23 protein-coding genes are annotated in these 25,806 nt (G+C 69.3%); 17 read left to right on the forward strand and 6 right to left on the reverse strand.

Annotation, left to right across the window (positions count from 1 at the left end; translation table 11 throughout):
- Window positions 1-25: 25 nt before the first annotated feature.
- The 9 genes from ACAM52_RS26605 to ACAM52_RS26645 all read left to right on the forward strand — a co-directional run bounded on the left by ACAM52_RS26605 (window position 26) and on the right by ACAM52_RS26645 (window position 11,793).
- Window positions 26-1,249 carry a DUF445 domain-containing protein gene (locus tag ACAM52_RS26605; protein ID WP_369645025.1) on the forward strand — a complete coding sequence of 408 codons (1,224 nt, stop codon included), beginning with the start codon at window positions 26-28 and terminating at the stop codon, window positions 1,247-1,249.
- Between the two features lie 140 nt (window positions 1,250-1,389).
- Complete coding sequence (locus tag ACAM52_RS26610; protein WP_369645026.1) at window positions 1,390-3,057, forward strand: hypothetical protein; 1,668 nt, start codon at window positions 1,390-1,392, stop codon at window positions 3,055-3,057.
- Between the two features lie 118 nt (window positions 3,058-3,175).
- Window positions 3,176-3,952, forward strand: coding sequence for an MHYT domain-containing protein (locus ACAM52_RS26615; protein ID WP_062472795.1), 777 nt, complete (start codon window positions 3,176-3,178; stop codon window positions 3,950-3,952).
- A gap of 73 nt (window positions 3,953-4,025) precedes the next feature.
- A complete protein-coding gene (locus ACAM52_RS26620) occupies window positions 4,026-5,636 on the forward strand; it encodes an acyl-CoA carboxylase subunit beta (protein WP_369645027.1) in 1,611 nt (536 codons plus the stop codon).
- Window positions 5,637-5,754: 118 nt separating this feature from the next.
- Window positions 5,755-7,647 (forward strand): biotin carboxylase N-terminal domain-containing protein, encoded by a 1,893-nt coding sequence (locus tag ACAM52_RS26625; protein ID WP_369647786.1) that lies wholly within the window; start codon window positions 5,755-5,757, stop codon window positions 7,645-7,647.
- 31 nt (window positions 7,648-7,678) lie between these two features.
- On the forward strand, window positions 7,679-8,575 hold the full coding sequence (locus tag ACAM52_RS26630) for an SDR family NAD(P)-dependent oxidoreductase (RefSeq protein ID WP_369645028.1): 897 nt from the start codon (window positions 7,679-7,681) through the stop codon (window positions 8,573-8,575).
- A 28-nt stretch (window positions 8,576-8,603) separates the two neighbouring features.
- Window positions 8,604-9,764, forward strand: a complete 1,161-nt coding sequence (locus ACAM52_RS26635; protein WP_062472787.1) for an acyl-CoA dehydrogenase family protein — start codon at window positions 8,604-8,606, stop codon at window positions 9,762-9,764.
- Between the two features lie 5 nt (window positions 9,765-9,769).
- Window positions 9,770-10,936 carry an acyl-CoA dehydrogenase family protein gene (locus ACAM52_RS26640; RefSeq protein WP_369645029.1) on the forward strand — a complete coding sequence of 389 codons (1,167 nt, stop codon included), beginning with the start codon at window positions 9,770-9,772 and terminating at the stop codon, window positions 10,934-10,936.
- A gap of 95 nt (window positions 10,937-11,031) precedes the next feature.
- Window positions 11,032-11,793 (forward strand): slipin family protein, encoded by a 762-nt coding sequence (locus tag ACAM52_RS26645; RefSeq protein ID WP_062472784.1) that lies wholly within the window; start codon window positions 11,032-11,034, stop codon window positions 11,791-11,793.
- A 77-nt stretch (window positions 11,794-11,870) separates the two neighbouring features.
- Here the strand turns inward: ACAM52_RS26645 and ACAM52_RS26650 are convergent, their stop codons facing one another.
- Window positions 11,871-13,148, reverse strand: coding sequence for a DEAD/DEAH box helicase (locus ACAM52_RS26650; RefSeq protein ID WP_369645030.1), 1,278 nt, complete (start codon window positions 13,146-13,148; stop codon window positions 11,871-11,873).
- 48 nt (window positions 13,149-13,196) lie between these two features.
- On the opposite strand from ACAM52_RS26650, the gene ACAM52_RS26655 reads away from it, so the two are divergent.
- The 5 genes from ACAM52_RS26655 (at window position 13,197) to ACAM52_RS26675 (ending at window position 16,683) form a co-directional block, all read left to right on the forward strand.
- Complete coding sequence (locus tag ACAM52_RS26655) at window positions 13,197-13,577, forward strand: translation initiation factor Sui1 (protein ID WP_062472780.1); 381 nt, start codon at window positions 13,197-13,199, stop codon at window positions 13,575-13,577.
- A gap of 7 nt (window positions 13,578-13,584) precedes the next feature.
- Complete coding sequence (locus tag ACAM52_RS26660; protein WP_056584018.1) at window positions 13,585-13,821, forward strand: DUF3820 family protein; 237 nt, start codon at window positions 13,585-13,587, stop codon at window positions 13,819-13,821.
- Window positions 13,822-14,003: 182 nt separating this feature from the next.
- Window positions 14,004-14,420, forward strand: a complete 417-nt coding sequence (locus tag ACAM52_RS26665) for an RNA recognition motif domain-containing protein (RefSeq protein ID WP_369645031.1) — start codon at window positions 14,004-14,006, stop codon at window positions 14,418-14,420.
- Between the two features lie 249 nt (window positions 14,421-14,669).
- Window positions 14,670-15,158: a tripartite tricarboxylate transporter TctB family protein gene (locus tag ACAM52_RS26670; RefSeq protein ID WP_062472776.1), complete on the forward strand. Its 489-nt coding sequence runs from the start codon at window positions 14,670-14,672 to the stop codon at window positions 15,156-15,158.
- 13 nt (window positions 15,159-15,171) lie between these two features.
- Window positions 15,172-16,683 (forward strand): tripartite tricarboxylate transporter permease, encoded by a 1,512-nt coding sequence (locus tag ACAM52_RS26675; RefSeq protein ID WP_139703961.1) that lies wholly within the window; start codon window positions 15,172-15,174, stop codon window positions 16,681-16,683.
- 224 nt (window positions 16,684-16,907) lie between these two features.
- Here the strand turns inward: ACAM52_RS26675 and ACAM52_RS26680 are convergent, their stop codons facing one another.
- Window positions 16,908-17,666, reverse strand: a complete 759-nt coding sequence (locus tag ACAM52_RS26680) for a sulfite exporter TauE/SafE family protein (protein ID WP_369645032.1) — start codon at window positions 17,664-17,666, stop codon at window positions 16,908-16,910.
- A 419-nt stretch (window positions 17,667-18,085) separates the two neighbouring features.
- Between ACAM52_RS26680 and ACAM52_RS26685 the strand changes: the two genes are divergently transcribed.
- Together ACAM52_RS26685 and ACAM52_RS26690 are read left to right on the forward strand one after the other, a co-directional pair.
- A complete protein-coding gene (locus ACAM52_RS26685) occupies window positions 18,086-19,324 on the forward strand; it encodes an ammonium transporter (RefSeq protein ID WP_369645033.1) in 1,239 nt (412 codons plus the stop codon).
- Between the two features lie 18 nt (window positions 19,325-19,342).
- Window positions 19,343-19,645: a hypothetical protein gene (locus ACAM52_RS26690; RefSeq protein WP_082818034.1), complete on the forward strand. Its 303-nt coding sequence runs from the start codon at window positions 19,343-19,345 to the stop codon at window positions 19,643-19,645.
- A 7-nt stretch (window positions 19,646-19,652) separates the two neighbouring features.
- Here ACAM52_RS26690 and ACAM52_RS26695 read toward each other — a convergent pair whose 3' ends face one another.
- From ACAM52_RS26695 to ACAM52_RS26710, 4 genes are all read right to left on the reverse strand, one after another.
- On the reverse strand, window positions 19,653-21,326 hold the full coding sequence (locus ACAM52_RS26695) for a thiamine pyrophosphate-binding protein (RefSeq protein ID WP_369645034.1): 1,674 nt from the start codon (window positions 21,324-21,326) through the stop codon (window positions 19,653-19,655).
- Between the two features lie 29 nt (window positions 21,327-21,355).
- Window positions 21,356-22,573: a pyridoxal phosphate-dependent aminotransferase gene (locus ACAM52_RS26700; protein WP_369645035.1), complete on the reverse strand. Its 1,218-nt coding sequence runs from the start codon at window positions 22,571-22,573 to the stop codon at window positions 21,356-21,358.
- Complete coding sequence (locus tag ACAM52_RS26705; RefSeq protein ID WP_062472764.1) at window positions 22,570-23,478, reverse strand: amino acid ABC transporter substrate-binding protein; 909 nt, start codon at window positions 23,476-23,478, stop codon at window positions 22,570-22,572. The genes ACAM52_RS26700 and ACAM52_RS26705 overlap by 4 nt, the downstream gene beginning before the upstream one ends.
- A gap of 100 nt (window positions 23,479-23,578) precedes the next feature.
- Complete coding sequence (locus ACAM52_RS26710) at window positions 23,579-25,117, reverse strand: aldehyde dehydrogenase family protein (protein WP_369645036.1); 1,539 nt, start codon at window positions 25,115-25,117, stop codon at window positions 23,579-23,581.
- A gap of 181 nt (window positions 25,118-25,298) precedes the next feature.
- Here ACAM52_RS26710 and ACAM52_RS26715 point away from each other — a divergent pair, with 181 nt between their 5' ends.
- Window positions 25,299-25,574 carry a GIY-YIG nuclease family protein gene (locus ACAM52_RS26715; RefSeq protein WP_159273524.1) on the forward strand — a complete coding sequence of 92 codons (276 nt, stop codon included), beginning with the start codon at window positions 25,299-25,301 and terminating at the stop codon, window positions 25,572-25,574.
- Window positions 25,575-25,806 lie beyond the last annotated feature (232 nt).

Genomic DNA, 25,806 nt, shown 5'->3' on the forward strand with positions numbered 1-25,806 from the left:
CCACGGCAGCGGCGCACTGCAACGCATGAAACGCGTCGCGCTCGGCCTGCTGTGCGCGGCGGCGGCGCTGTATGCGCTGGCCAGCGCGCTGCACGGCCAGCACCCGGCCTGGGGCTACGTGGCGGCCTTTTCCGAGGCCGCGATGGTCGGCGCCATTGCCGACTGGTTCGCGGTGGTGGCGCTGTTTCGCCACCCGCTGGGCCTGCCGATCCCGCACACGGCGATCATCCCGAGCAACAAGGATCGCATCGGCGCCAAGCTCGCGGGCTTCATCTGCGACAACTTCCTGAGCACCGCCCAGGTGCTGGCCAAGCTGCGCCAGTTCGATGCGGCGGGGCGCATCGCCGAGTGGCTGGCCCGGCCCGCCAGCGGCGAGCGGCTCGGCGAATGGGGCGTGGCCGCCACGCGCTACGGCCTGGCCGCCTTCGACGACGAACGGGTGCGCGACTTCATGGGCCGCGCCGCGGCGGCCGGGCTGGCGAAGATCGACCTCTCTCGCCTCACCGGCCAGGCGCTCGATGCGCTCACGGCCGGCGGGCGCCACCAGGCGCTGCTCGACGACGTGCTGCAGCAGGTGGCCGAGCTGCTCGACGGCGAGGAGGTGCAGGCGCACATCACCGAGGCCATCGCGCGCGAGATCAAGACGCTGCGCTACGTGGGCCTGGACCAGGTGGCGGCCAAGCTCGCCACGCGCAAGATCGTGGCCGCCATCGCGCGCACGCTGGCCGAGCTGGCGGCCGAGTCCGACCACCCGATGCGCAAGCGCTTCGACCATTTCGTGGACGACTTCGTGGTGCGCCTGAAGCTCGACCCCGAGTTCCAGCAGCGCGGCGAGCAGATCCGCGCCGAGCTCATCGCGCACCCGGCGCTGGGCGACTACCTGCACGGCCTGTGGGGCGAGCTGCTGGGCTGGCTGCACGACGACCTCGGGCGCCCCGACTCGACCATCCGCCAGCGCATCGCGACGATGGCCGGCGCGCTGGGCCAGCGGCTGCAGAACGACGCGGCCATCCGCGCCTGGATCAACGAGCAGCTCGAAGCCGCCGCGCCGGCGGCCATCGAGCGCTACCGCGAGGACATCCGCCGCTACATCGAGGAGCGCGTGGGCGAGTGGAACGCGCACGAGATGACCGACGAACTCGAGCGCCACATCGGGCGCGACCTGCAGTTCATCCGCATCAACGGCACGCTGGTGGGCGGGCTGGTGGGGCTGCTGATCCACACGGCGACGCAGCTGCTGCGCGGCTGAAAAATCACCGGGTGCTGCGGGTTATCCGCAGCGGACGAAAGTCCGCGTCTTGTCCCGCGAGCGACTGCGCGGCCTCCTCCGGCTCCTAGACTGCGGCGCACTGCCGCATCTGTCACAACGCCAACCCAGAGGAGATCGCCATGCCCCGTCGCTCGATCCGCGCTGCCGCGCTGACCGCCGCCCTCGCCCTGCTCGCCGCCTGCAGTTCGCTGTCGCCGCCACCCAAGCGCCCCGCCGCCTGGGCAGCGCCCGAGGTGCTCGTGGCCCCGTCGTCCTTCGCGGGCGTGCACGGCCTGGCCATCGATGCGAAGGGCCGGCTGCTGGCGGGCTCCGTGCTCGGCAACACGCTGTGGGAGGTCGACCGCCAGACCGGCGCCGCCAAGGTGCTGATCGACGCGCCCGAAGGCCAGGCCGACGACATCGCGGTCGGCCCGAAGGGCGAACTGGCCTGGACCAACTACCTCATGGGCATGCTGCGCTACCGCGAGAACGACAGCGCGCCGCTGCGCGTGCTCGCCAAGGACCTGCCCGGCCTGAACTCGCTCGATTTCGACCGCCGAAACGGCAAGCTCTACGCCTCGCAGGTGTTTCTGGGCGATGCGCTGTGGGAAATCGACCGCGAGGGCAAGCAGCCGCCCCGGCTCATCAAGAAGGACATGGGCGGCTTCAACGGCTTCGAGGTCGGGCCCGACGGGCTGCTCTACGGCCCGCTGTGGTTCAAGGGCCAGGTCGTGAAGATCGACCCGGCGAACGGCAACCTGACCGTGATCGCCGACGGCTTCAAGATCCCGGCCGCCGCCAACCTCGACGGCAAGGGCAACCTCTGGGTGGTCGATGCGCGCAGCGGCGAGCTGGTGAAGGTCGATCTTGCGAGCGGCAAGAAGACCGTGGCCAAGCAGCTGCGCCCGTCGCTCGACAACCTCGCCATCGCCAAGGACACGCCCGACGGGACCATCTACGTCTCGAACATGGCCAACAACGAGGTGCAGGCCTTCAACCCCGCCACCGGCGAGCTGCGCACGCTCACCAGCGGCAAGGTGGCGGTGCCCGCAGGCCTGAAGATCGACGGCAACGACCTGTGGGTGGCCGACGTCTTCGGCTTCCGGCAGGTCGACGTGCGCACCGGCGAGGTGCGCGACGTGTTCCGCATGCAGCGCGACCCCGAACTCGACTACCCCTTCGCAGTCGGCCTGTCGCCCAAGCTGTTCGCGCTCACCTCGTGGTTCACGGGCTCGGTGCAGCTGGTCGACCGCCAGACGCTGAAGACGGTCGAGACGATCCACGGCCTGAAGGCGCCGTTCGACGCGCTGCCGATGCCCGACGGCAGCGTGATCTACGCCGAGCTCGCCACCGGCAGCATCACGCGCGCCAGCGGGCCGAAGTTTGCAGAGAAGTCAGTGCTGGCTAGCGGGCTGAACGGCCCGGTGCAACTGGTGGTCGGCCAGGACGGCGCGCTCTACGTGACCGAGGCGGCCGGCAAGCTGCTGCGCATTCCGCTGGACGCCAGCGCGCCGCTGCGCACCGTGGCCGACGGGCTGGCGCTGCCCGAGGGCCTGGCCCAGACGCCGTGGGGCAGCTTCATCGTGGCCGAGAGCGCGGCGCGCCGGCTGGTCGAGATCGACCCGGCCACCGGCACCCGCCGCACCGTCGCCGAGAACCTGCCCATCGGCCTGGCGGCCGGGCCCGGCCTGCCCCCGCCGTACGTGGTGACGGGGGTGGCCGTGGGGCGCGACGGCACGGTCTACGTGGCGGCCGACAGGAACAATTCGATCTATCGAATTCGGCCTGTCATTCAGGGTAACAATTAGTACAAGTTTCTGTTTACTTTTATAAACACATATTACAAACTGATCGGGACGCGTCGCAGCGTTCCGATCGCATAGGGCAGTCGGGGTCTGCGAAGCGCTCTTTCCGAAGGGACATCGCATGACTCCACTCGTCGTAGGCCAAGTGCTATCGCCCGAATACTCCCTGGGGCTGGTCGCGCTTTCGTTCGTCATTTCCTTCTTCGGCTCGCTGGTGGCCCTGATCTGCGCCGGGCGCATGGTCGGCGCCGACGGCAAACCCAACCTGGCCATCGTGGCCTGCGCCGCGGTGGCGCTGGGGGGCATCGGCATCTGGTCGATGCACTTCATCGGCATGCTGGCCTACCGGCTGCCCTTCGGCATCGCCTACAACATGCCGCTGACCATCGTGTCGCTGGTGGCGGCCATCCTGATCTCGGGCATTGCGCTGTACCTGGCGGGCGGACGCGCCAAGTTCAGCCGCTCGGGCTGGCTGGCGGGCAGCCTGCTGGCGGGCCTGGGCGTGTGCGTGATGCACTACATGGGCATGTTCGCGATGAACATGCGGGCCACGATGAGCTTCGACTTCAGCATGGTCGCGCTGTCGGTGGTCATCGCCATCACGGCCGCCGCCGCCGCGCTGTGGCTGGCCTTCAACCTGCGCAAGCTGAGCCACCAGGTGGCCGCCGCCGCCGTGATGGGCGTGGCGGTGTGCACCATGCACTACGTGGGCATGAGCGCGGCCAGCATGATCTGCACGGCGGCCGCCCCGGTCGACGCGCTCTCGCTGGGCGGCAGCTACATGGGCCTCACGGTGTTCGGCACGGCCGGCGCGGTGCTGATCTTCATCTACTGGGTGGTCACGGGCAGCAGCCTCGACGCCGCGCCCGCCGCACAACGGCGCGTACGCCCCAGCTAGTTGGCGCAAGCGGGCCGGGGGTCCGCCTCCTAAAGTCTGTGCGAAACGACACGCGCGCACCGCACAGACCCCCATGCCCTTCCTCGAATCCCGGCTGCACACCGCCGGAGACGCCTACCAGGCCAACCGCGCCAGCATGCTCTCGCTGCTGGACCAGGTCCGGTCCCATGAAGCCCGCGCCGTGGCCGCCTCCAGCGCCTCGGCCGAGCGCTTCGCCAAGCGCGGCCAGTTGCTGCCGCGCGAACGCCTCGCGCTGCTGCTGGACACCGGCGCGCCCTTCCTGCCGCTGGCCACGCTGGCAGGCCTGGGCCAGGACAACCCCGACCTTTCGAAAAGCGTGCCCGGCGGCGGCCTGATCGCCGGCATCGGGCGCGTGGCCGGCGTGCGCTGCATGATCAGCGCCTCCGACTCCGGCATCGACGCCGGCGCGCTGCAGCCCATGGGCCTGGACAAGCAGCTGCGCCTGCACGAGATCGCGCTGGAGAACAAGCTGCCCTTCATCCAGCTGGTGGAAAGCGCGGGCGCCAACCTCATGCAGTACCGCGTGCAGGACTTCGTGCGCGGCGGCAACATCTTCCGCAACCTCGCGCGGCTCTCGGCCGCGGGGCTGCCGGTGGTGACCGTGACGCACGGCTCGTCGACCGCGGGCGGCGCCTACCAGACGGGCCTGTCGGACTACATCGTGATGGTGCGCGACCGCACGCGGGCCTTCCTGGCCGGGCCGCCGCTGCTGAAGGCCGCCACTGGCGAGATCGCCACCGAGGAAGAACTGGGTGGCGCCGTCATGCACACCCACATCTCGGGCCTGGGCGACTACCTGGCCGAGGACGACCGCGATGCGCTGCGCATCGCGCGCGCCATCCTCGGCGGCATCGACTGGGTGCACGACGAGGCGCCGCGTACCTTCGCGCCGCCGCGCCACGACGCCGAGGAGCTGATGGGCCTGATGCCCGCCGACGGTCGCCGGCCGGTGGACATGCGCGAGGTCATCGCGCGCATCGCCGACGGCTCGGAGTTCCTGGCCTTCAGCGAGCACTACGGCAGCGCCACGGTCTGCGGCCACATCCGCCTCGAAGGCCATGCGGTGGGCATCATCACCAACAACGGCCCGATCGATTCCGACGGCGCCACCAAGGCCACGCACTTCATCCAGGCCTGCTGCCAGTCGCGCACGCCCATCGTCTACCTGCAGAACATCACGGGCTACATGGTGGGCCGCGCGCACGAGGAGGCCGGCATCATCAAGCACGGCGCCAAGATGATCCAGGCCGTGACCAGCGCCAACGTGCCGCAGATCACGCTGCACTGCGGCGCCTCGTACGGCGCGGGCAACTACGGCATGTGCGGGCGCGGCTTCGCGCCGCGCTTCTGCTTCAGCTGGCCCAACGCGCGCACCGCCGTGATGGGCGGCGAGCAGGCCGCGCAGACCATGGCCATCGTGATGGAGGCCGGCATGGCCCGCAAGGGTGCCGTCGACCGCGAGAAGATCGACGCGATGCAGCGCCAGATCGTCGAGCGCTTCGAGCGCCAGATGAGCGTCTTCACCACCAGCGCATTGCTGCTCGACGACGGCGTGATCGACCCGCGCGACACGCGCGCCGTGCTGGCCGAGGCGCTGTCGATCTGCCGCGACGCCGAGGCGCGCGCGCCGCAACCCATGCAGTTTTCGGTGGCACGGCCATGAGCGCAGCGCCGGGCCGCCCCAAGCAAGCTCGCACCGCAGCGCGAAGCGCGGAGGTTTTTCAGTGAGCACATTCCAGAAGATCCTGATCGCCAACCGCGGCGAGATCGCCGTGCGCGTGATGCGCACCGCGCGCGCCATGGGCTACCGCACGGTCGCTGTGTACTCGCGCGCCGATGCGGACGCCGAGCATGTGCGCCAGGCCGACGAGGCCGTGTGCATCGGCGAGCCGTTGCCCGCGCAGAGCTACCTGAACATCGACGCGATCGTTGCAGCGGCCCGTGCCAGCGGCGCCGACGCGGTGCACCCGGGCTACGGCTTCCTCGCCGAGAACGCGGCCTTCGCACAGGCCTGCCGCGACGCGGGGCTGGTCTTCATCGGGCCATCGCCCGAGGCCATCGTCGCGATGGGCGACAAGGCCGGCGCCAAGCGGCTGATGCAGGCGGCCGGCGTGCCGTGCATTCCCGGCTACCAGGGCGACGATCAAAGCACCGCCACGCTGGCCGCCGAGGCCGAGCGCATCGGCTGGCCCGTGATGATCAAGGCGACGGCCGGCGGCGGCGGGCGTGGCATGCGGCTCGTGGCCTCGGCCGGCGCCTTTGCCGAGCAGCTGCAGAGTGCGCAGTCCGAGGCGCTGCATGCCTTCGGCGACGCCACCGTGATCCTGGAGCGCGCCATCGTCGCGCCGCGCCACATCGAGATCCAGGTGTTTGCCGACCGCCACGGCCACGCGATCCACCTCGGCGAGCGCGACTGCTCGGTGCAGCGGCGCCACCAGAAGGTGATCGAGGAAGCACCCTCGCCGGCCGTCGATGCCGCGCTGCGCGCGCGCATGGGCGCCACCGCCGTGGCCGCCGCCAAGGCCATCGCCTACGAAGGCGCGGGCACGCTCGAGTTTCTGCTCGACGCGCAGGGCCAGTACTGGTTCATGGAAATGAACACGCGGCTGCAGGTGGAGCATCCCGTGACCGAAGCGGTGACGGGGCTGGACCTGGTCGAGCTGCAGCTGCGCGTGGCGGCCGGCGAGCCGCTGCCGCTGACGCAGGACGACGTGCGCATCACCGGCCATGCGATCGAGGTGCGCCTGTGCGCCGAAGACCCGCAGCAGGGCTTCCTGCCGCAGAGCGGCACGCTGACCGCTTGGCGCACGTCACCGGCTCTGCGCACCGAGCATGCGCTGCGCGACAGCGCCGAAGTGCCGCCCTTCTACGACTCGATGATCGCCAAGCTCATCGCATCGGGCCGCACGCGCGACGAAGCACGGCAGCGGCTGCTGGCCGGCCTGCGCGACACGGTGGCGCTCGGCCTGCCGACCAACCAGGCGCTGCTGCAGCGCGCGCTCGCGCACCCGGTGTTCGCAAGCGGCGGTGCGACCACCGCCTTCGTCGGCGACCACCTCGACGCGCTGCTCGCCGCCGACACCGCGAGCGACACGCGCGCCGCCCTGCTCGCGGCCCTGCTGCTGCAGACCGGCGAACGCGGCTGGCCCTCGCCGCTGGCGCACACGCTGCCCAACGCCTTGCGCTTTGCGCTCGACGGCGCCGTGCACACGGCGCGCGTGACGCCGCGCGGCGCGGCGCATTTCGAGGTCGTGCTGGACGACACCGCGCCGGCCACGCTCGCGCTGCTGGCGCTGCCGGACAACGGCCCGGTGCGCTTTGCCTGCAACGGCGTGGCCGCGCAGGCATGGGTCGTGCGGCGCGGCGAACGCACGGACCTCCACTTCGACGGTCGCGCCCACCGCCTCGACGACCTCACGCACGTGGCCGTTCCGCGCGCCGACGCGGGCGGCGGCGACGGCCTGCTGCGCGCGTCGATGAACGGCCGCGTGGTCGCGCTGCTCGCCGCCGAGGGCGACACCGTCTCGGCCGGCCAGCCGCTGGTCACGCTCGAAGCCATGAAGATGGAACACGTGCACTGCGCGCCGCGCGCGGGCCGCGTCGCGGCGCTGCATGTGGCCGTGGGCACGCAGGTGGCCGCGCGCCACATCGTGGCCGAGATCGCCGAGGCCTGAAGGCCCCTCCCCTTTTTCGAGAACCTGTCGAATGAACGCATCCCACTACCGCTCCGTCTTCGCGCCCGGCCTGTTCGCCGGGCAATGCATCGTCGTCACCGGCGGCGGCTCGGGCATCGGCCGCTGCACCGCGCACGAACTGGCCTCGCTCGGCGCCCACGTGGTGCTGGTGGGGCGCAAGCCCGAGAAGCTCGACGCGGTGCGCGCCGAGATCGAAGCCGCCGGCGGCAACGCCAGCACGCAGGCCTTCGACATCCGCCAGGAAGACGCGGTGCGCGAGGCCGTGAAGGCCATCGTCGCGGCGCACGGGCGCATCGACGGGCTGGTCAACAACGCGGGCGGCCAGTACATCACGCCGCTGTCCGCCATCTCGGCCAAGGGCTGGGAGGCGGTGATCCACACCAACCTCACGGGCGGCTTCCTGGTGGCTCGCGAGTGCTACCTGCAGAGCATGCAGGCGAACGGCGGCGCCATCGTCAACATCGTGGCCGACATCTGGGGGTCGATGCCGAACATGGGCCACAGCGGCGCCGCGCGCGCCGGCATGGTGAGCTTCACCGAGACCGCCGCCGCCGAATGGGCCGTGAGCGGCGTGCGCGTGAACGCCGTGGCGCCGGGCTACATCGCCTCCAGCGGCATGGACCACTACCCGCCCGAGGCCGGCGACATGCTGCGCGCCATGCGCAAGACCGTGCCGGCCGGCCGCTTCGGCAACGAGGCCGAGACCTCCGCCGCCATCGCCTTCCTGCTGGGCCCGGCCGCCGCCTTCATCAGCGGCACCGTGCTGCGCGTGGACGGCGCGCGCCCGCAGGCGCGCATGGGCTGGCCGATGGCGCTGCCCGACGCGCAGGCGCAGCTGCGCCCGGCGGTGCGGCCCTACGACGGCTTTCACCTCGCGCAGACACCGCGCGTGTTCCAGGACAAGTAACGAGCGAACGAACGAACGGAGACCAGTGATGCAGTACACCCATGAACACCTCGAGATGCAGAACACCCTGCGCCGGTTCATCGACGAGGAGATCAACCCCCGCGTCGACGAATGGGAAGAGGCCGAGATCTTTCCCGCGCACGAGGTCTTCAAGAAGCTCGGCAACCTCGGCCTGCTGGGCCTGAACAAGCCCGAGGCCTTCGGCGGCGCCGGCCTCGACTACTCGTTCGCGATGGCCTTCGCCGAAGGGCTGGGCCACATCAGCTGCGGCGGCGTGCCGATGGCCATCGGCGTGCAGACCGACATGTGCACGCCCGCGCTCGCGCGCTTCGGCAGCGACGAACTGCGCCGCGAGTTCCTGGTGCCCGCCATCGCGGGCGACACGGTCGGCTGCATCGGCGTGAGCGAGCCCGGCGCGGGCAGCGACGTGGCGGGCCTGAAGACCTACGCGAAGAAGGACGGCGACGACTACCTCATCACCGGCCAGAAGATGTGGATCACCAACAGCCTGCAGGCCGACTGGATGTGCATGCTGGTCAACACCAGCGAGGGCCCGGTGCATCGCAACAAGTCGCTCGTGATGGTGCCGATGAACCTGCCCGGCATCGAGAAGGCCAAGAAGATCCGCAAGATCGGCATGGACTCGAGCGACACCGGCCTCATCTACTTCGACAACGTGCGCGTGCCGCAGCGCTACCGCATCGGCGAGGAAGGCCAGGGCTTCGTCTACCAGATGCAGCAGTTCCAGGAAGAGCGCCTGTGGTGCGCGGCCAGCTCGCTCGCACCGATGGACGACTGCATCACGCAGACCATCGAATGGGCGCAGCAGCGCCAGATGTTCGGCGCCACGCTGGCCGACCAGCAGTGGGTGCAGTTCAAGCTGGCCGAGCTCAAGACCGAAGTGGAGGCGCTGCGCGCCCTCACCTACCGCGCCTGCGACCTGCATGTGAAGGGCGAGGACGTGCTCGAGCTCGCCTCGATGGCCAAGCTCAAGACCGGCCGCCTCACGCGCCAGGTGGCCGACACCTGCCTGCAGTTCTGGGGCGGCATGGGCTTCACGCTGGAGAACCGCGTCTCGCGCCTGTACCGCGACGGCCGCCTGGGCTCGATCGGCGGCGGCGCCGACGAGGTGATGCTCGGCATCCTCGCCAAGACCATGGGCATCGCCAAGCGCCCGCCTCGCGGCTGACCGGCATGGACGCTGAACTGCAGGCCGACCGTGCGGCGCTCGCCGACACGGTGCGCCGCTTCGCCCAGGCCGAGATCGCACCGAACGTGCAGGCCTGGGACGAGGCCGGCGAATTCCCGCGCGCGCTGTACGCCCGCGCGGCCGAGCTGGGCCTGCTGGGCCTGGGCTACCCGGAAGCACTCGGCGGCACGCCCGCCTCGTATGCGCTCAAGCTGCCGGCCTGGGTCGCGCTCGCGCGCCACGGCCAGAGCGGCGGCGTGCTCGCGAGCCTGCTCTCGCACAACATCGGCCTGCCGCCCGTGGTACTGCATGCCAGCGACGCGGTGCGGCAAGAGGTCGTGCCGGCCGTGCTGCGCGGCGAAAAGATCGCCGCGCTCGCGATCACCGAACCCGGCGGCGGCTCCGACGTGGCCGCGGTGCGCACCACGGCCAAGCGCGACGGCGACCACTACGTGCTCAACGGCGAGAAGACCTTCATCACCTCGGGCATGCGCGCCGACTGGATCACCGTGGCCGTGCGCACCGGCGAAGGCCGCGGCGCGGGCGGGCTCTCGATGCTGCTCGTGCCGGGCGACGCGCCCGGCCTCTCGCGCACGCGGCTCGCGAAGATGGGCTGGCTATGCTCCGACACCGCCACGCTGCACTTCGACAACGTGCGCGTGCCCGCGCGCTACCTGCTCGGCGACGAAGGCGGCGGGTTCCGCATGGTCATGGGCAACTTCAATGGCGAGCGCGTGGGGCTGGCGGCCGGTGCGCTGGGCTTCGCGCAGGCTTGCCTCGACGAAGCGCTGGCCTGGTCGCGCGAGCGCAAGACCTTCGGCGCCGCGCTCATCGAGCACCAGGCCGTGCGCCACAAGCTGGTCGACATGCAGATGCGCATCGCCTCGACCGAGGCCTGGCTCGAGGCCGTGTCCGCCGAGGGCGACGCGCACGAGGCAGCGGGCCGCATCAACGCGCCGGAGTGGGTGGCACAGGTCTGCCTGCTCAAGAACCACGCCACGCAGACCATGCAGTTCTGCGCCGACCAGGCCGTGCAGATCCTCGGCGGCATGGGCTTCATGCGCGGCACCGTGAGCGAGCGCGTCTACCGCGAGGTCAAGGTGATGATGATCGGCGGCGGCGCCGAGGAGATCATGAAGGAGCTGGCGGCGCGCCAGCTCGGGTGGGTGTAGCGGCGGCGCCGACCTTTATTCCGGCCCGGCCGGAACGCCGCTGCGCGGCAGGTGTCCAACCGTTCAGCACCTTTGCTGAGTCGCGGGAGATCACCATGCTCTCTTTCACTTATGGCATCGGCGCCGTCGCCCTGGTCCTGCTGGCGGCGCTGCTCTTTTCGGCGATATGGATCTTCCGGGAGTACGAGCGCGGCATCGTGTTCACCCTGGGGCGCTTCTCGAAGGTGGCAGGGCCCGGGCTGGTGTTCGTGATCCCGGCCATCCAGCAGGTGGTGCGCGTCGACCTGCGCACCGTGGTGCTCGAAGTGCCGACGCAGGACGTGATCTCGCGCGACAACGTGTCGGTGAAGGTCAGCGCGGTCGTCTACTTCCGCATCGTCGATGCGGCCAAGGCCATCATCGAGGTCAAGGACTTCTTCAACGCCACCAGCCAGCTGGCCCAGACCACGCTGCGCTCGGTGCTCGGCAAGCACCAGCTGGACGACATGCTGGCCGAGCGCGAGAAGCTCAACCTGGATGTGCGCGAGTCGCTGGACGTGCAAACCGCGTCATGGGGCATCAAGGTGTCGAACGTCGAGATCAAGCAGATCGACCTCACCGAATCCATGATCCGCGCCATCGCACGGCAGGCCGAGGCGGAACGCGAACGCCGCGCCAAGGTGATCCATGCCGAGGGCGAACTGCAGGCATCCGAGAAGCTGTTCCAGGCCGCGCGCGTGCTGGCGCAGGAGCCGCAGGCCATCCAGCTGCGCTACCTGGAAACGCTCACGGTGATCGGCGCGGACAAGAACACGACCATCGTGTTTCCGCTGCCGGTGGACCTGATGGCGAGCTTTCTCGGCAAGCAGCACGCATAGCGCGCAACGCATGAAAGCGGAAAACCGTTCGAAGCACCCGCCGACATCCTTTCATGCCGGCTGACGCCTGACGCGCGTCAGTCCGCGTCTTCCCCACCGCCCGCCTGTGCGGCCAGCGCGGCCGCCGCCCGCAGCTTGTCCTTCTTGCTCGGCCGCGCGCCCTTGATGCCGCCGTTGCCCGAGGTGTCGACCAGCACCGGCGCCGTCTCGACCGGCTCGAAGCCCGCGATGCGCTCGCGCGGCACGCGCTGGCCCTGGCGCTTCTCGATCAGGCGGAAGTGCGCCTCGGTGGCGGGGCTCACGAAGCTGATCGCCAGCCCGCTCGCGCCCGCGCGGCCGGTGCGGCCGATGCGGTGGATGTAGTCGGTCGGCGAACGCGGCAGGTCGTAGTTGATGACCACGGGCAGCTGCGCGATGTCCAGGCCGCGCGCCGCCAGGTCGGTCGCGATCACCACGTCCCAGCGGCTCTGCTTGAACTGCGCCAGGATGTCGCGGCGCGTGCCCTGCGCGATGTCGCCGTGGAAGGGCACGGCGTAGATGCCGTTGCGGTACAGCTTCTCGGCCACGGTCTGCGCGGCGTGCTGCGTGGCGACGAACACCAGCACGCGGTCCCAGGTGCCTTCGTTGTCCTTCAGCAGCTGGCGCAGCAGCTGGGTGCGGCGGGCGGCATCGACCTCGATGGCGCGCTGCACGATGTCGGGCCGGGTGCCGGGCTCGCCCTGCACGTCGACCAGGGCCGGGTCGTGCAGCATGTCGTCGGCCAGCGCCTGGATGGCGATCGGAAAGGTGGCCGAAAAGAGCAGGTTCTGGCGCCGCGCCGGCAGCAGCGCCAGGATGCGCTGCAGCTCCTCGGCAAAGCCCAGGTCGAACAGGCGGTCGGCCTCGTCGAGCACGAGCGTCGACACGGCGTCGAGCGCGAGCGCGTTGTGTTCGACCAGGTCGAGCAGTCGGCCGGGCGTGGCGACCACGATGTCGGCGCCGCCGCGCAGCCGCATCATCTGCGGGTTGATCGAGACGCCGCCGACCGCGACGACGATCTTCAGGCGCTCGGGCAGGTGCCGTGCGAAGTCTTCCAGCGTCTCGCCCACCTGGGCCGCGAGTTCGCGCGTGGGCACGAGCACCAGCGCGCGCAGCCGGCGCGACGCCGACGAGGCGGGTTCGGCGGCCAGGCGCTGCAGCAGCGGCAGGGAAAATGCGGCCGTCTTGCCGGAGCCGGTCTGTGCCGAGCCCCGCAGGTCGCGGCCCTGCAAAATGGCAGGGATGGCCGCCGCCTGGATGGCGGTCGGCGCGGCAAAGCCGCTCGCGGCGGCCGCTTGCGCGAGCGCGGGGGTCAGGCCCAGGGTATCGAATGGCATGGAACGGGCACCGGGAAAAAGAGAGAGATCGAAAGAAAGACGGATCGAATGGGAACGATGAAGAACAGCCGCACCGGCAGCACGCTGGTGTACTCCACCGAGGCGGGCGGGCGCATGTGCCCCGACTGCGGCGCCCCGATGGCGCAATGCCGCTGCAAGGAACTCGCGAAGGCCCGCACGGCGGCCACGGACGGCATTGTCCGCGTATCGCACGAGACCAAGGGCCGAAAGGGCAAGGGCGTGACCGTGGTCAAGGGCCTGCCGCTCGACGCGGCGGCGCTGGCAGCCGTGGGCAAGCAGCTGAAAGCGGCCTGCGGCACCGGCGGTACGGTGAAGGATGGCACCGTGGAGATCCAGGGCGATCACCGCGAGGTGGTGATCGCCGCCCTCGTGAAGCAGGGCCACACGGTCAAGCGCGCAGGCGGCTGAAGCGCGCATGAACCCCGAAGACCTGCAGCGCCTGGTGACGCTCGAAATGCCTTTTGGCAAGCACAAGGGCACGCTGATTGCCGATTTGCCCGGAAATTACCTGACCTGGTTTGCGCGCGAGGGTTTTCCCGCGGGAGAAATTGGCCGGCTGCTCGCTTTGATGCATGAAATAGACCACAACGGCCTGTCCGACCTCCTGAAACCGTTGCGAAACCGCCCGTCGGGTCGGAATGTTTCTCGATAACACAAGATTTCCCCCCTTTTTTCGGAAATCGGGCCGGATAATCCGGCTCACGTGTCTGCGAGCTTCGGCTCCCGTGCACGTAATTTGGTGATCGGTCAGTTTCGCGCCACAGCGCATTAGTTTGTTGTGATTCTGGGACTCCATCGCTTTGTGTTTTTTTGGTTTGAATTAGGAGTCCCTCCATGGGCAAGAAACTTTACGTGGGCAACCTCGCCTACTCCGTGCGTGACAACGACCTGGAACAGGCTTTCGGCGAGTTCGGCTCGATCGTCAGCGCCAAGGTCATGATGGAACGTGACACCGGCCGTTCGAAGGGCTTCGGCTTCGTCGAAATGGGCACGGACGCTGAAGCACTCGCAGCTGTCGAAGGCATGAACGGCGCATCGCTGCAGGGCCGCGCCCTGACGGTGAACGAAGCCCGTCCGATGGAAGCACGTCCCCCCCGCACCGGCGGTGGTGGCGGCTACGGCGGTGGTGGTGGCGGCGGCGGCTACGGTGGTGGTGGTGGTGGCGGCGGCGGTTACGGCGGCGGCGGTGGCGGCCGTAGCGGTGGCGGCGGTGGTTACGGTGGCGGCGGCGGTGGCCGCGGCGGCTACTAAGCCCTCCCCCACACACTCATGAGCGCCTCGGCGCTCTGAATGAATAAAAAGCTCCTTCGGGAGCTTTTTTCGTTTCTGGCCCCACAACCCGCCCGCCCCCTTCGGGGAACAGCGACACGAAGTGCGCGAAGCCTGGGGGAGAGCCAGTCCCGTACTTTCCCTGTAAGCATTTGTCCGTACCGCGCTGGTCAGCCGACGGTCAGCCGCTGGCGACGACCCTCGTCCCTTCGAAAACAGAGGGTCGAGACAATGAAAATCAAGAGACAGGCGGACTTCTTCTCAGGAGTCATGTTCGCCGCCGTCGGTGGCGCGTTCGCCATCGGTGCCACCACCTACACCATCGGCGACGGCGCCCGCATGGGGCCGGGGTACTTCCCGCTGATGCTGGGCATCCTGCTGGCGCTGCTGGGCGCGCTGATCATGTTCCAGGCCATGGTGGTCGAGAGCGCCGACGGCGACAAGATCGGCAAATGGGCCTGGAAGCCGCTGGCCTTCGTGCTCGGCGCCAACCTGGCCTTCGGCGTGCTGCTGGGCGGCCTGCCCAGCGTCGGGCTGCCGGCGATGGGCATGATCATCGCGATCTACGCGCTCACGATCATCTCGAGCATGGCGGGCGAGCACTTCAAGCTGCGCGACGTGCTGGTGCTGGCAACCATCCTGGCAGCCGGCAGCTATGTGGCCTTCATCTGGGCGCTCAAGCTGCAGATCCAGGTCTGGCCCACGTTCATTTCGGGTTGAGGAGCACACCGCCATGGAACTGTTCCACAACCTGGCGACCGGCTTCGGCGTCGCCTTCACCTTCACCAACCTGCTGTACTGCCTGGTCGGCTGCATCCTGGGCACGCTGATCGGCGTGCTGCCGGGCATCGGCCCGGTCGCGACGATCGCGATGCTGCTGCCCGCCACCTACGCGCTGCCGCCCGTGTCGGCGCTGATCATGCTGGCCGGCATCTACTACGGCGCCCAGTACGGCGGCTCGACCACCGCCATCCTGGTGAACCTGCCCGGGGAGTCGTCCTCGGTGGTCACCTGCATCGACGGCTACCAGATGGCAAGGCAGGGCCGCGCAGGCCCTGCGCTGGCCGCGGCCGGCCTGGGCTCGTTCTTCGCGGGCTGCGTCGGCACGTTGATTCTTGCGGCCTTCGCGCCGCCGCTGACCGAGCTGGCCTTCAAGTTCGGCCCGGCCGAGTACTTCTCGCTGATGGTGCTGGGCCTGATTGGCGCGGTGGTGCTGGCCTCGGGTTCGCTGCTCAAGGCGGTGGCGATGATCGTGCTGGGCCTGCTGCTGGGCATCGTGGGCACCGACGTGAACTCGGGCGTGGCGCGCTTCAGCTTCGACATTCCCGAGCTCACCGACGGCATCGGCTTCGTGGTGATCGCCATGGGCGTGTTCGGCTACGGCGAAATCATCGGCAACCTCTCGCAGCCCGACGACGAGCGCGAGGTGTTCACGCACAAGGTCAAGGGCCTGTGGCCCACCAAGGACGACTTCAAGCGCATGACACCCGCCGTGCTGCGCGGCACGGCGCTGGGCTCGGCCCTGGGCATCCTGCCCGGCGGCGGTGCACTGCTGGCGGCCTTTGCGGCCTACGCGCTGGAGAAGAAGATCAAGATGCGCCCGGGCGAAGTCGCCTTCGGCAAGGGCAACATCCGCGGCGTGGCCTCGCCCGAGTCGGCCAACAACGCCGGCGCGCAGACCTCCTTCATTCCGCTCTTGACGCTGGGCATTCCGCCCAACGCGGTGATGGCGCTGATGGTGGGCGCGATGACGATCCACAACATCCAGCCCGGCCCGCAGGTGATGACCAGCAACCCGGAGCTCTTCTGGGGCCTGATCGCCTCGATGTGGATCGGCAACGCGATGCTGATCATCCTGAACCTGCCACTGATCGGCATGTGGATCAAGCTGCTGACGGTGCCCTACAAGTTCCTGTTCCCGGCGATCGTGCTGTTCTGCGCGATCGGCGTGTACTCGACCAACAACAACACCTTCGACGTGTGGATGGTGGCGATCTTCGGCTTCATCGGCTACCTGTTCCTGAAGCTGCGCACCGAGCCGGCCCCGCTGCTGCTGGGCTTCATCCTCGGGCCGATGATGGAAGAGAACCTGCGGCGCGCGCTGCTGCTGTCGCGCGGCGCGTGGAGCGTGTTCGTCACGCGGCCGCTGTCGGCGGGCCTGCTGATCGCTGCGGCGCTGCTGCTGGCCATCGTGCTGTTGCCGGCGATCAAGGCGAAACGCGAAGAGGCGTTTGTCGAGGACTGACGGTTCCTTTAGCTCACTTGCAAGAAAGCCCCCGCGTGGGGCTTTTTTGTTTTCTGCGGAGGGGGGCGTTCAGGGCGCGTGCACAGGACACCGGGTACTCCCCTCCGCGAATGTCCTCCGGCCTGCGGCCTCCCCCTTGATTTCGCTGCGGGGAGCACCCAGTGCCCTGCGCACGAGGGCACGCTCTGCGCTTGCGGCCGATCAACGACCGCTCGGGCCGACGATCATTTGAAGAACGCGTCGTAAGCCGTCTTCAGGATCAGCGCACTCACCACCACGATGAACACGATCCGCACGAAGCCCGCCCCATGCTTCAGCGCCACGCGCGTGCCGACCAGGCTGCCGGCCACGTTGGCCACGGCCATCACCAGCCCGTAGTGCCACCAGACGTGGCCCTTGGCGGCCAGCAGGATCAGCGCGGCGGCGTTGGTCAGCGTGTTGATGACCTTGGCCGAGGCCGAGGCGTTGAGGAAGTCGTAGCCCATCCAGCGCACGAACAGGAACACCAGGAAGCTGCCCGTGCCCGGCCCGAAGAAGCCGTCGTAGAAACCGATGGTCAGGCCGATGGTGCTGGCCGCCAGCGTCTCGGCGCGGCCGCTGAAGCGCGGCGCGTGCAGCCGGCCCATGTCCTTGCGCGCCAGCGTGTAGATCAGCACGCCCAGCAGGATGACCGGCAGCGCCCGGCGCAGGAAGTCGCCCGGGAAGACCGTGACGGTCCAGGCGCCGAGCATCGAGCCGCCGAAGCCCAGCAGCGCGGCCGGCCACATCGCGCCCCAGCGCATCTGCACCCGCTGGCTGAACTGGGCCGCCGAGGCCGCCGTGCCCCAGATGGACGCGCTCTTGTTGGTGCCCAGCAGCGTGGCGGGCGGCGCGCCCGGAAACACCGCAAAGAGGGCCGGCACCAGGATCAACCCGCCGCCGCCCACGATCGCATCGATAAAACCCGCGAGCAGTGAGGCGCCCGTGACCACCAGCATTTCCATGCGGGCGATTGTCTCACCGGAATCGCTATCGAAACGATAGCTGTGGTGGCCGGTACCGGCTGGCCAGGAGGCTTGTTTGGCTTGGAGGAAAGCGCCTGCATTCGCGCTGCGAACAGGCAAAAAAAAGCGCCGACCAGCGGCGCTTTTCAAATATCAGACAGGCATCTCGTACGGAGCCTTTGAAGAATGTTCTTGTTGATCGATCGGAAGCTTGTCTCCTCGGACCCTCGGCAGTACGAGCAGGGCCCGTCGCGAGTGCGCAGATTGTGCAAGCGCGCACCCGCCCGGTGCATTAGGAATTACCCGCTTCGTGTTACTTCGACCCTCCGGTTGGGAAACCAAAGTGTTTCAGTCAGTTAACAAGATGGCATGACTCGTGCACACAGGCCTTCTGTCCACCACTCCAAGAAGAAACGGTCATGGCCCTGCTGGCACCCCAAGCCTCCCTGAACGCGGCCGACACCGCCTGGATGATGACCTCGACCGCGCTGGTGCTGTTGATGACGCTGCCCGGCATCGCGCTCTTCTATGCCGGCATGGTGCGGCGCAAGAACGTGCTGGCGACCATGGCCGGGGTGGTGGCGATCGCCGCGGTGGTCTCGCTGACCTGGTTCGCGCTCGGCTACTCGCTGGCCTTCACGCCCGGCTGGCCCTGGCTGGGCAAGCTCTCGCGCATCGGTTTTTCGGGCTTCGAGTACCTGAAGGAGGCCGGCCAGGTGGCCGTGAGCCACGTGGCGCCGAACGTGCCGGAGTCGGTCTACGCCATGTTCCAGCTGAGCTTCGCGATCATCACCACCGCGCTGGTGCTCGGCGCCTTTGTCGAGCGCATGCGCTTCTCGGCGCTGCTGTGGTTCGCGCTGCTGTGGAGCCTGCTCGTGTACGCGCCGGTCGCGCACTGGGTGTGGGAGCCGGGCGGCTGGCTCGCGCAGATGGGTGCGCTCGACTTCGCGGGCGGCTCGGTGGTGCACGTCAACGCGGGCATCGCGGGGCTGGTGTGCGCCTATGCGCTCGGGCCGCGCCGGGGCTACGGGCGCGAGGCCTTCGAGCCCTACAGCCTGGCGCTCACCATGACGGGCGCGGGCCTGCTGTGGGTGGGCTGGTTCGGCTTCAATGCGGGCTCGGCGGTGGCGGCCGACGGGCGCGCGGGCCTGGCGATGCTGGTGACGCACATCGCGGCGGCGGCCGGCGCCATGAGCTGGATGGTCGGCGAATGGATCGTGCGCCGCAGCCCCTCGCTCTTGGGCCTGTGCTCCGGCCTCGTGGCCGGGCTGGTGGCGATCACGCCGGCGGCCGGCTTCGTCACGCCGCTGTCGGCACTGGCCATCGGCGCCATCGCCGGGCTGGCCTGCTACTGGGGCGCCACGGGCCTGAAGCACCTGCTCGGTGCGGACGACTCGCTCGACGTGTTCGGCGTGCACGGCATCGGCGGCATCGTGGGTGCGCTGCTCACTGGCGTCTTCGCCGACCCGCGCATCTCGGGCGCGACGGGCAATGTGCTGACACAGGCGATCGCGGTCGCCAGCGTGGCGATCTACAGCGCGGCGGGCACGGCCATCGTGTTGTTCCTGGTGCATGTGCTGGTCGGATTGCGCGTCGACCCCGAGAGCGAACTGGTGGGCCTCGATCTTGCTCAGCATCGTGAACACCTGGGAGCCTGACCACCCGAGGGAGACGCCATGCCATCCATGTCCGAAAGCGAACGCATCGCGCTTGCAGCACGCCTTCACGTGGCACTGCGGCGAAAGCACGGGCGCGTGACCGACACCGAATGGATGGCCACCAACGCCGAGTACGCCGCCGAGATCGTGCGCATGACGCGCCAGCACGCCGCCGAGACGAAGGACGACGAACTCGACCAGCTCGCCACGCGGCTCGAGCAGGCCATGGAGCCGCTGGCCCGCGCCGCGCGGCTGGCGGCGCGCCAGCCCGACGGCCTGCCGCCCACGCCGCCGCCGCGCTATGTCGGCGGCCTGCGCTGACGACGCCTCAGTTCGCGGCCAGCGCCGCCTTGCGGATCGACTGCAACGTGCTCGCGGGCGTGATCGCCTCCGGGTCCAGCAGGCAATGCAGGATCGCCGGCTTGCCGCTGGCGCGCGCACGCGCGAGTGCCGGGCCGAATTCTTCCGTCGTGGTCACGCGTTCGCCGTGCCCGCCGAACACCTCGGCGTAGCCGCGGAAGTCCGGGTTCTTCAGCTGCGTGGCGCTGATGCGGCCGGGGTAGTGCTTTTCCTGGTGCATGCGGATCGTGCCGTACATGCCGTTGTCCAGCAGCACCACGAGGATCGGCAGGCCGTACTGCACGGCGGTCGCGAACTCCTGGCCGTGCATCATGAAGTCGCCGTCGCCCGCGAACACGACCACCTCGCGTTCGGGCCACAGCCGCTTGGCACCGACGCCGGCGGGCAGGCCGTAGCCCATCGAGCCGCTGGTCGGCGCGAGCTGGCTCGCGAACGCGCGGAACGGCCAGAAGCGGTGCACCCAGGTCGCGAAGTTGCCCGCGCCGTTGCAGAAGATGGTGTCGGCCGGCAGCACCTCGCGCAGGTGCTGCATGACCTCGCCCATCTGCAGCGGACCGGGGATGCGGATCGCGGCCGGGTCGCTCCAGCGCAGGAAGTCTTCGCGCGCGGTCTTCGTCTCGGCCTGCCACACGGGCGGTGACGCCGGACGCAACGCGGACACCGCTTCGGCAAACGCCTGCGGCGTGGCGTGGATGCCCTGCGTCGGGCGATAGAGCTTGCCGAGCTCGTCGGCATCGGCGTGCACATGCACCAGCGCCTGCTTCGGCTGCGGGATCGCGAACAGCTCATAGCCTTGCGACGGCACTTCCGACAAGCGCCCGCCGACCAGCAGCACGAGGTCCGCATCGCGGATGCGCGCCAGCATGCGCGGGTTGGCGCCGAGCCCCAGGTCGCCCGCGTAGCAGGGGTGCTCTGCAGACATCAGCATCTGGCGGCGGAACGAGCAGTACACGGGCAGCGCATGCGCCTCGGCGAACTTGGCGAACTGCTGCGTCGCGGCTTCCGACCAGCGGCTGCCGCCCAGGATGACGACCGGCCGCTGCGCCTGCGACAGGCGCTGCTGCAGCTCGGCGATCTGCGCCGCGCCCGGATGCGTTTCGGTGACGGCATACGGCAGCGCATCGGCCACCACGGCGGCCTCGGTCAGCATGTCTTCGGGCAGCGCGATCACCACCGGACCGGGCCGGCCCGAGGTCGCGACATGGAAGGCGCGCGACACCAGCTCGGGCACGCGCGCCGGGTCGTCGATCTGCACGACCCACTTGGCCATCGTGCCGAAAACCGCGCCGTAGTCCAGCTCCTGGAAGGCTTCGCGGCCCATCGCGTCGCGCGCGACCTGGCCGACGAACAGCAGGAGCGGCGTCGAATCCTGGTGCGCGATGTGCACGCCGGCCGCCGCGTTGGTGGCGCCGGGGCCGCGCGTGACGAAGCAGATGCCGGGCTGGCCCGTGAGCTTGCCCTGCGCCTCGGCCATCATCGTCGCGCCGCCTTCCTGCCGGCACACCGTCACGTCGATCGATGCGTCGTGCAGCGCGTCGAGCACTGCCAGGAAGCTTTCGCCGGGCACGCAGAAGAGCTGCTTGACGCCGTGGGTGATGAGCTGGTCGACCAGGATCTGGCCGCCGGTGCGGGAGGAAGTCATGAGGGTTCCAGTGGAATGAAGAGGAAAGGTCAGGAGAGCGCGGCGCAGGCGGCGGCGATGCGCGCGCACGCCTCTTCGAGCTGCGCCATCGACGTCGCATACGAGATGCGGAAATACGGCGCGAGCCCGAACACGCTGCCCGGCACCACCGCCACCTCGAAGTCCTGCAGCAGGTAGCGGCAGAAGTCGCTGTCGGCCTGCAGCAGCGCGCCGGCGGCGGTGCGCTTGCCGAGCACGCCGGCGCAACTTGCGAAGGTGTAGAAGGCGCCCTCGGGCACGCGGCAATGCAGGCCTGGCGTGCGGTTGAGCGCGGCCACGACGACATCGCGGCGCTGTTGAAAGGATGCGCAGCGCTCGGCGACGATGCCCTGCGGCCCGGTGAGCGCCTCGATCGCCGCGGCCTGGCTCACCGACGACGGGCACGAGGTCGACTGGCTCTGCACCACGGCCATCGCGGCGATCAGCGGGCGCGGCCCTGCGCCGTAGCCGACGCGCCAGCCGGTCATCGCATAGGCCTTCGACACGCCGTTCACCGTGAGCGTGCGTTCGCGCAAGCGCGGCTCCACGGCCACCGGCGTTGCGAACGCGAGGCCGTCATAGAGGATGTGCTCGTAGATGTCGTCCGCGAGCACCCAGACATGGGGGTTGTCGAGCAGCACGTCGGTGATCGGTTTCAGCTGCGCCGCGCTGTAGGCCGCACCGCTCGGGTTCGACGGCGAGTTGAGAAACAGCCAGCGCGTGCGCGGCGTGATGGCCGCCTGAAGCTGCGCTGCCGTCAGCCGAAAGCCGTTCTCCTCGCCGCACGCCACCGACACCGGCACGCCGCCGCAGATCTGCACGATGTCGGCGTACGAAGTCCAGTACGGCGCGGGCAGGATCACTTCGTCGCCCGGGTTCAGGCTCGCCATCAGTGCATTGAAGATCACCTGCTTGGCGCCCGCGCTCACGCTGATCTCGTCGAGCGCGAAGTCCAGCGCGTTGTCGCGCTTGAACTTCAGCTGCACCGCCGCTTTCATCGCCGGGCTGCCGTCGAGCACCGTGTAGCGCGTGTCGCCGCGCGCAATGGCCTGCGAGGCCGCATGCCGGATGTTCTCGGGCGTGTCGAAGTCGGGCTCGCCCGCGCCCAGCACGATCACCGGGCGGCCGGCGCGCTTGAGCGCCTGCGCATGGTCGGTGATGCGCAGGATCTCCGAGACCTGGATGGCGCGCACACGTTGCGCCGGCGAGAACACGGCTGCGTCTGTCACTTGGCGTAGGCCTCCAGTGGCTTGTCGTTGGGTTCGAGCACGAGCTGCTTGAGCGCGGGGCTCATCGGCAGGTTGAGGCTGGTGTTCTTCGGCGGGATCGCGGCCACGAACCACTTGGTGTAGATCTTCTCGAGCTCGCCGCTCTTCATGAGCTTGCGCAGCGAATCGTCGACCGCCGCCTTGAAGGCCGGATCGTCCTTGCGGAACAGCAGCGCGATCGGCTCCGAGCCCAGCGCCTCGCCGGTGATGCGGTAGGCCGTGGGGTTCTTCGAGTTCGCGATGATGCCGGCGAGCAGGTTGTCGTCGAGCACGAAGGCATCGGCGCGGCCCGACTCCATCAGCAGGAAGCTCTCCAGGTGGTCCTTGCCGAGCATGGTGTTGTACGAGACGTTCTGCGCGCGCTCGCGCTTGCGCAGCAGCTGCACGGCGGTGGTGCCGGTCGAGGCCGACACGTTGCGGCCCGCGAGCTGGTCGAGCGTGGTGATGCCCGAGTCGACCTTGGTCGCCATGCGCACTTCGCTCACGTACGTGGTGAGCGCGAAGGCCACCTGCTGCTGGCGCGCGGTGTTGTTGGTGGTGGGGCCGCAGCCGATGTCCAGCGTGCCGTTCTGCACCAGCGGGATGGTGTTCTGCGCGGTCACGGCCATGTACTCGAGCTTGGCATTGGGCGTGATGTCCTTCAGCACGCGCTCGCAGAGTTCGACGTGGTAGCCCACGTACTTCTCGCCCGCGCCCAGCATGTAGGCCATGGGCGGCGAGGCTTCGCGCACGCCGAGCACGACCTTGCCGCTCGCCTTGATCTTGTCGAGCGTGCCGCCGGTGGGCGCCTGCTGCGCGGTGGCGGTGGTGCCGAAGGCGAGCGCGAGCAGCGCGGCGGTGGCGAGGGTCTTCAGTTGCATCTTCATCTTCGTTGTCTCCTGGTGGTTTTTCTGGGGGGATAGGTGCGGCCGCTGCCTGGCCGCTGCGGCGACATGCCGCGCGGCAGGCACCACGGGCCGGGGTTGCTCAGTCGCCGATGTCGAAGGTCACGCCTTGAGCCAAGGGCAATGCCGTCGAGTAGTTGATGGTGTTGGTCGCGCGGCGCATGTAGGCCTTCCAGCTGTCCGAGCCCGCTTCGCGCCCGCCGCCGGTTTCCTTCTCGCCGCCGAAGGCGCCGCCGATCTCGGCGCCGCTCGGGCCGATGTTGACGTTGGCGATGCCGCAGTCCGAACCCGCGCTGGACATGAAGCGCTCGGCCTCGCGCACATTGAGCGTGAAGATCGACGACGACAGGCCCGCGCCCACCGCGTTGTGCCATTCGATGGCTTCGTCGAGCGAGCTGTAGCGCACCACGTAGAGGATGGGCGCGAAGGTCTCGCGCAGCACGGGGCCGGCGTGCGACGTCAGCTCCACCAGCGCGGGGCGCACATAGAACGCGTCCTGCGTGCCGATGCCCTCGACGCGCTGGCCGCCGTGCACCGTGGCGCCGGTCTCGCGGCTTTCGTTCAGGGCCTTCTGCATGCCGTCGAAGGCGGCGCGGTCGATCAGCGGACCGACCAGCGTGCCGGCCTCGCGCGGGTCGCCCACCTGCACGTTGCCGTAGACCTTCACGAGCTTGGGCACCAGCTGGTCGTACACGCTCTCGTGCACGAACAGGCGCCGCAGCGTGGTGCAGCGCTGGCCCGCCGTGCCCATGGCCGCGAAGGCGATGCCGCGCAGCGTGAGATCGAGGTCAGCCGAGGGCGTGACGATGGCGGCGTTGTTGCCGCCCAGTTCGAGGATCGCGCGGGCGAAGCGCGCCGCCAGCTTCGGGCCGACCTGCCGGCCCATCGCCGTGGAGCCGGTGGCCGAGAGGATCGGCACGCGGGGGTCGTCGACCAGCACTTCGCCGATGTCGCGCGGGCCCAGCAGCAGGCCGAGCAGGCCTTCGGGCGCATCGCCGAAGCGTTCGATGGCACGCTGCGCGATGGCGTGCACGGCCAGCGCGGTGAGCGGCGTCTTCTCGGACGGCTTCCACACCACCGGGTCGCCGCACACCAGCGCGAGCGCTGCGTTCCACGACCACACGGCCACCGGGAAGTTGAAGGCCGAGATCACCCCGCACACACCCAGCGGATGCCAGGTTTCCATCATCCGGTGCTCGGCGCGTTCGGTGGCCAGCGTGAGGCCGTAGAGCTGGCGCGAGAGGCCGACCGCGAAGTCGCAGATGTCGATCATTTCCTGCACCTCGCCCGCGCCTTCGGACGGGATCTTGCCGGCCTCCAGCGTGACGAGGCGGCCCAGGTCGCGCTTGGCGGCGCGCAGTTCTTCGCCCAGCAGCCGCACCAGCTCGCCACGGCGCGGTGCCGGCACATTGCGCCAGACCTTGAAGGCCTCGTGCGCGCGGCCGATGGCGCCGGTGGCTTCCACGGCCGTGGTCTGCGGCACCTGCGCGATCACCTCGCCGCTGACCGGCGAGCGCACCGTGAGGTCGCCGCGGGTGTGGGCGGTGCGGGGCACGCCCAGGCGATGCAGCAGTTGGTCGACCTCGGCGGGGAGGGACACGGGGGTCTGGGCTTCTGGCATGGACGCTCCAGGGAGAAGGAAGGACAGAAGAAGAAATGCGACAGCAGGAACGGGCCAATATGTGCGAAACCCGCGCCCTTGCCTAGCGAAAAATTGGAAGGACTTGGTGCGTTTTGCGAATGAACTTCGTGGTGACACCTTCGTTCGACGCACGATAAGCGCCTGCCCGCACAATGCGCGCGTGCCCCGAAAACCGCCCGATCCCTCGCCGCCCCCACCCTATTGGCTCTACCTGCTGGAATGCGAAGGCGGCGTGTACTACGCGGGCATCGCGCTCGACGTGGAGCAGCGCTTCTTCCAGCATGTCTTCGGGCTGGGCGCCAAGTTCACGCGCGCGCGTCCGCCGCAGCGCGTGCTGGCGGCACGCCAGTACCCCGACAAGGGCGCCGCGCTGCGGGCGGAGATCGCGCTCAAGGCGCTGCCTCGCGCGCGCAAGCTGGCGTTCTTCGAGAGCTAGCCCTCCGCCGCAGGCGACCTGCACAGCATCACCGGCAGGCACAGCAGATAGCGCACGGCGCCGGCCAGCCCTGCGCCGTGGGCTGGAGGAGCAGGCGGCACCGCCCGATGCGGAAATCCGGCAGCAGGCGCTCAATGCCGCCGCGGCCTCGCGCCCGCTGCTGGCCGAGGCCTTCGCCAGCTACCGCAAGGCCGGCCCCGATGCGATGTTCGAGGTCGGCGTGGACCTCATG

It is taken from the genome of Variovorax sp. V118 (genome assembly GCF_041154445.1).
Classification (GTDB): Bacteria; Pseudomonadota; Gammaproteobacteria; order Burkholderiales; family Burkholderiaceae_C; genus Variovorax; species Variovorax boronicumulans.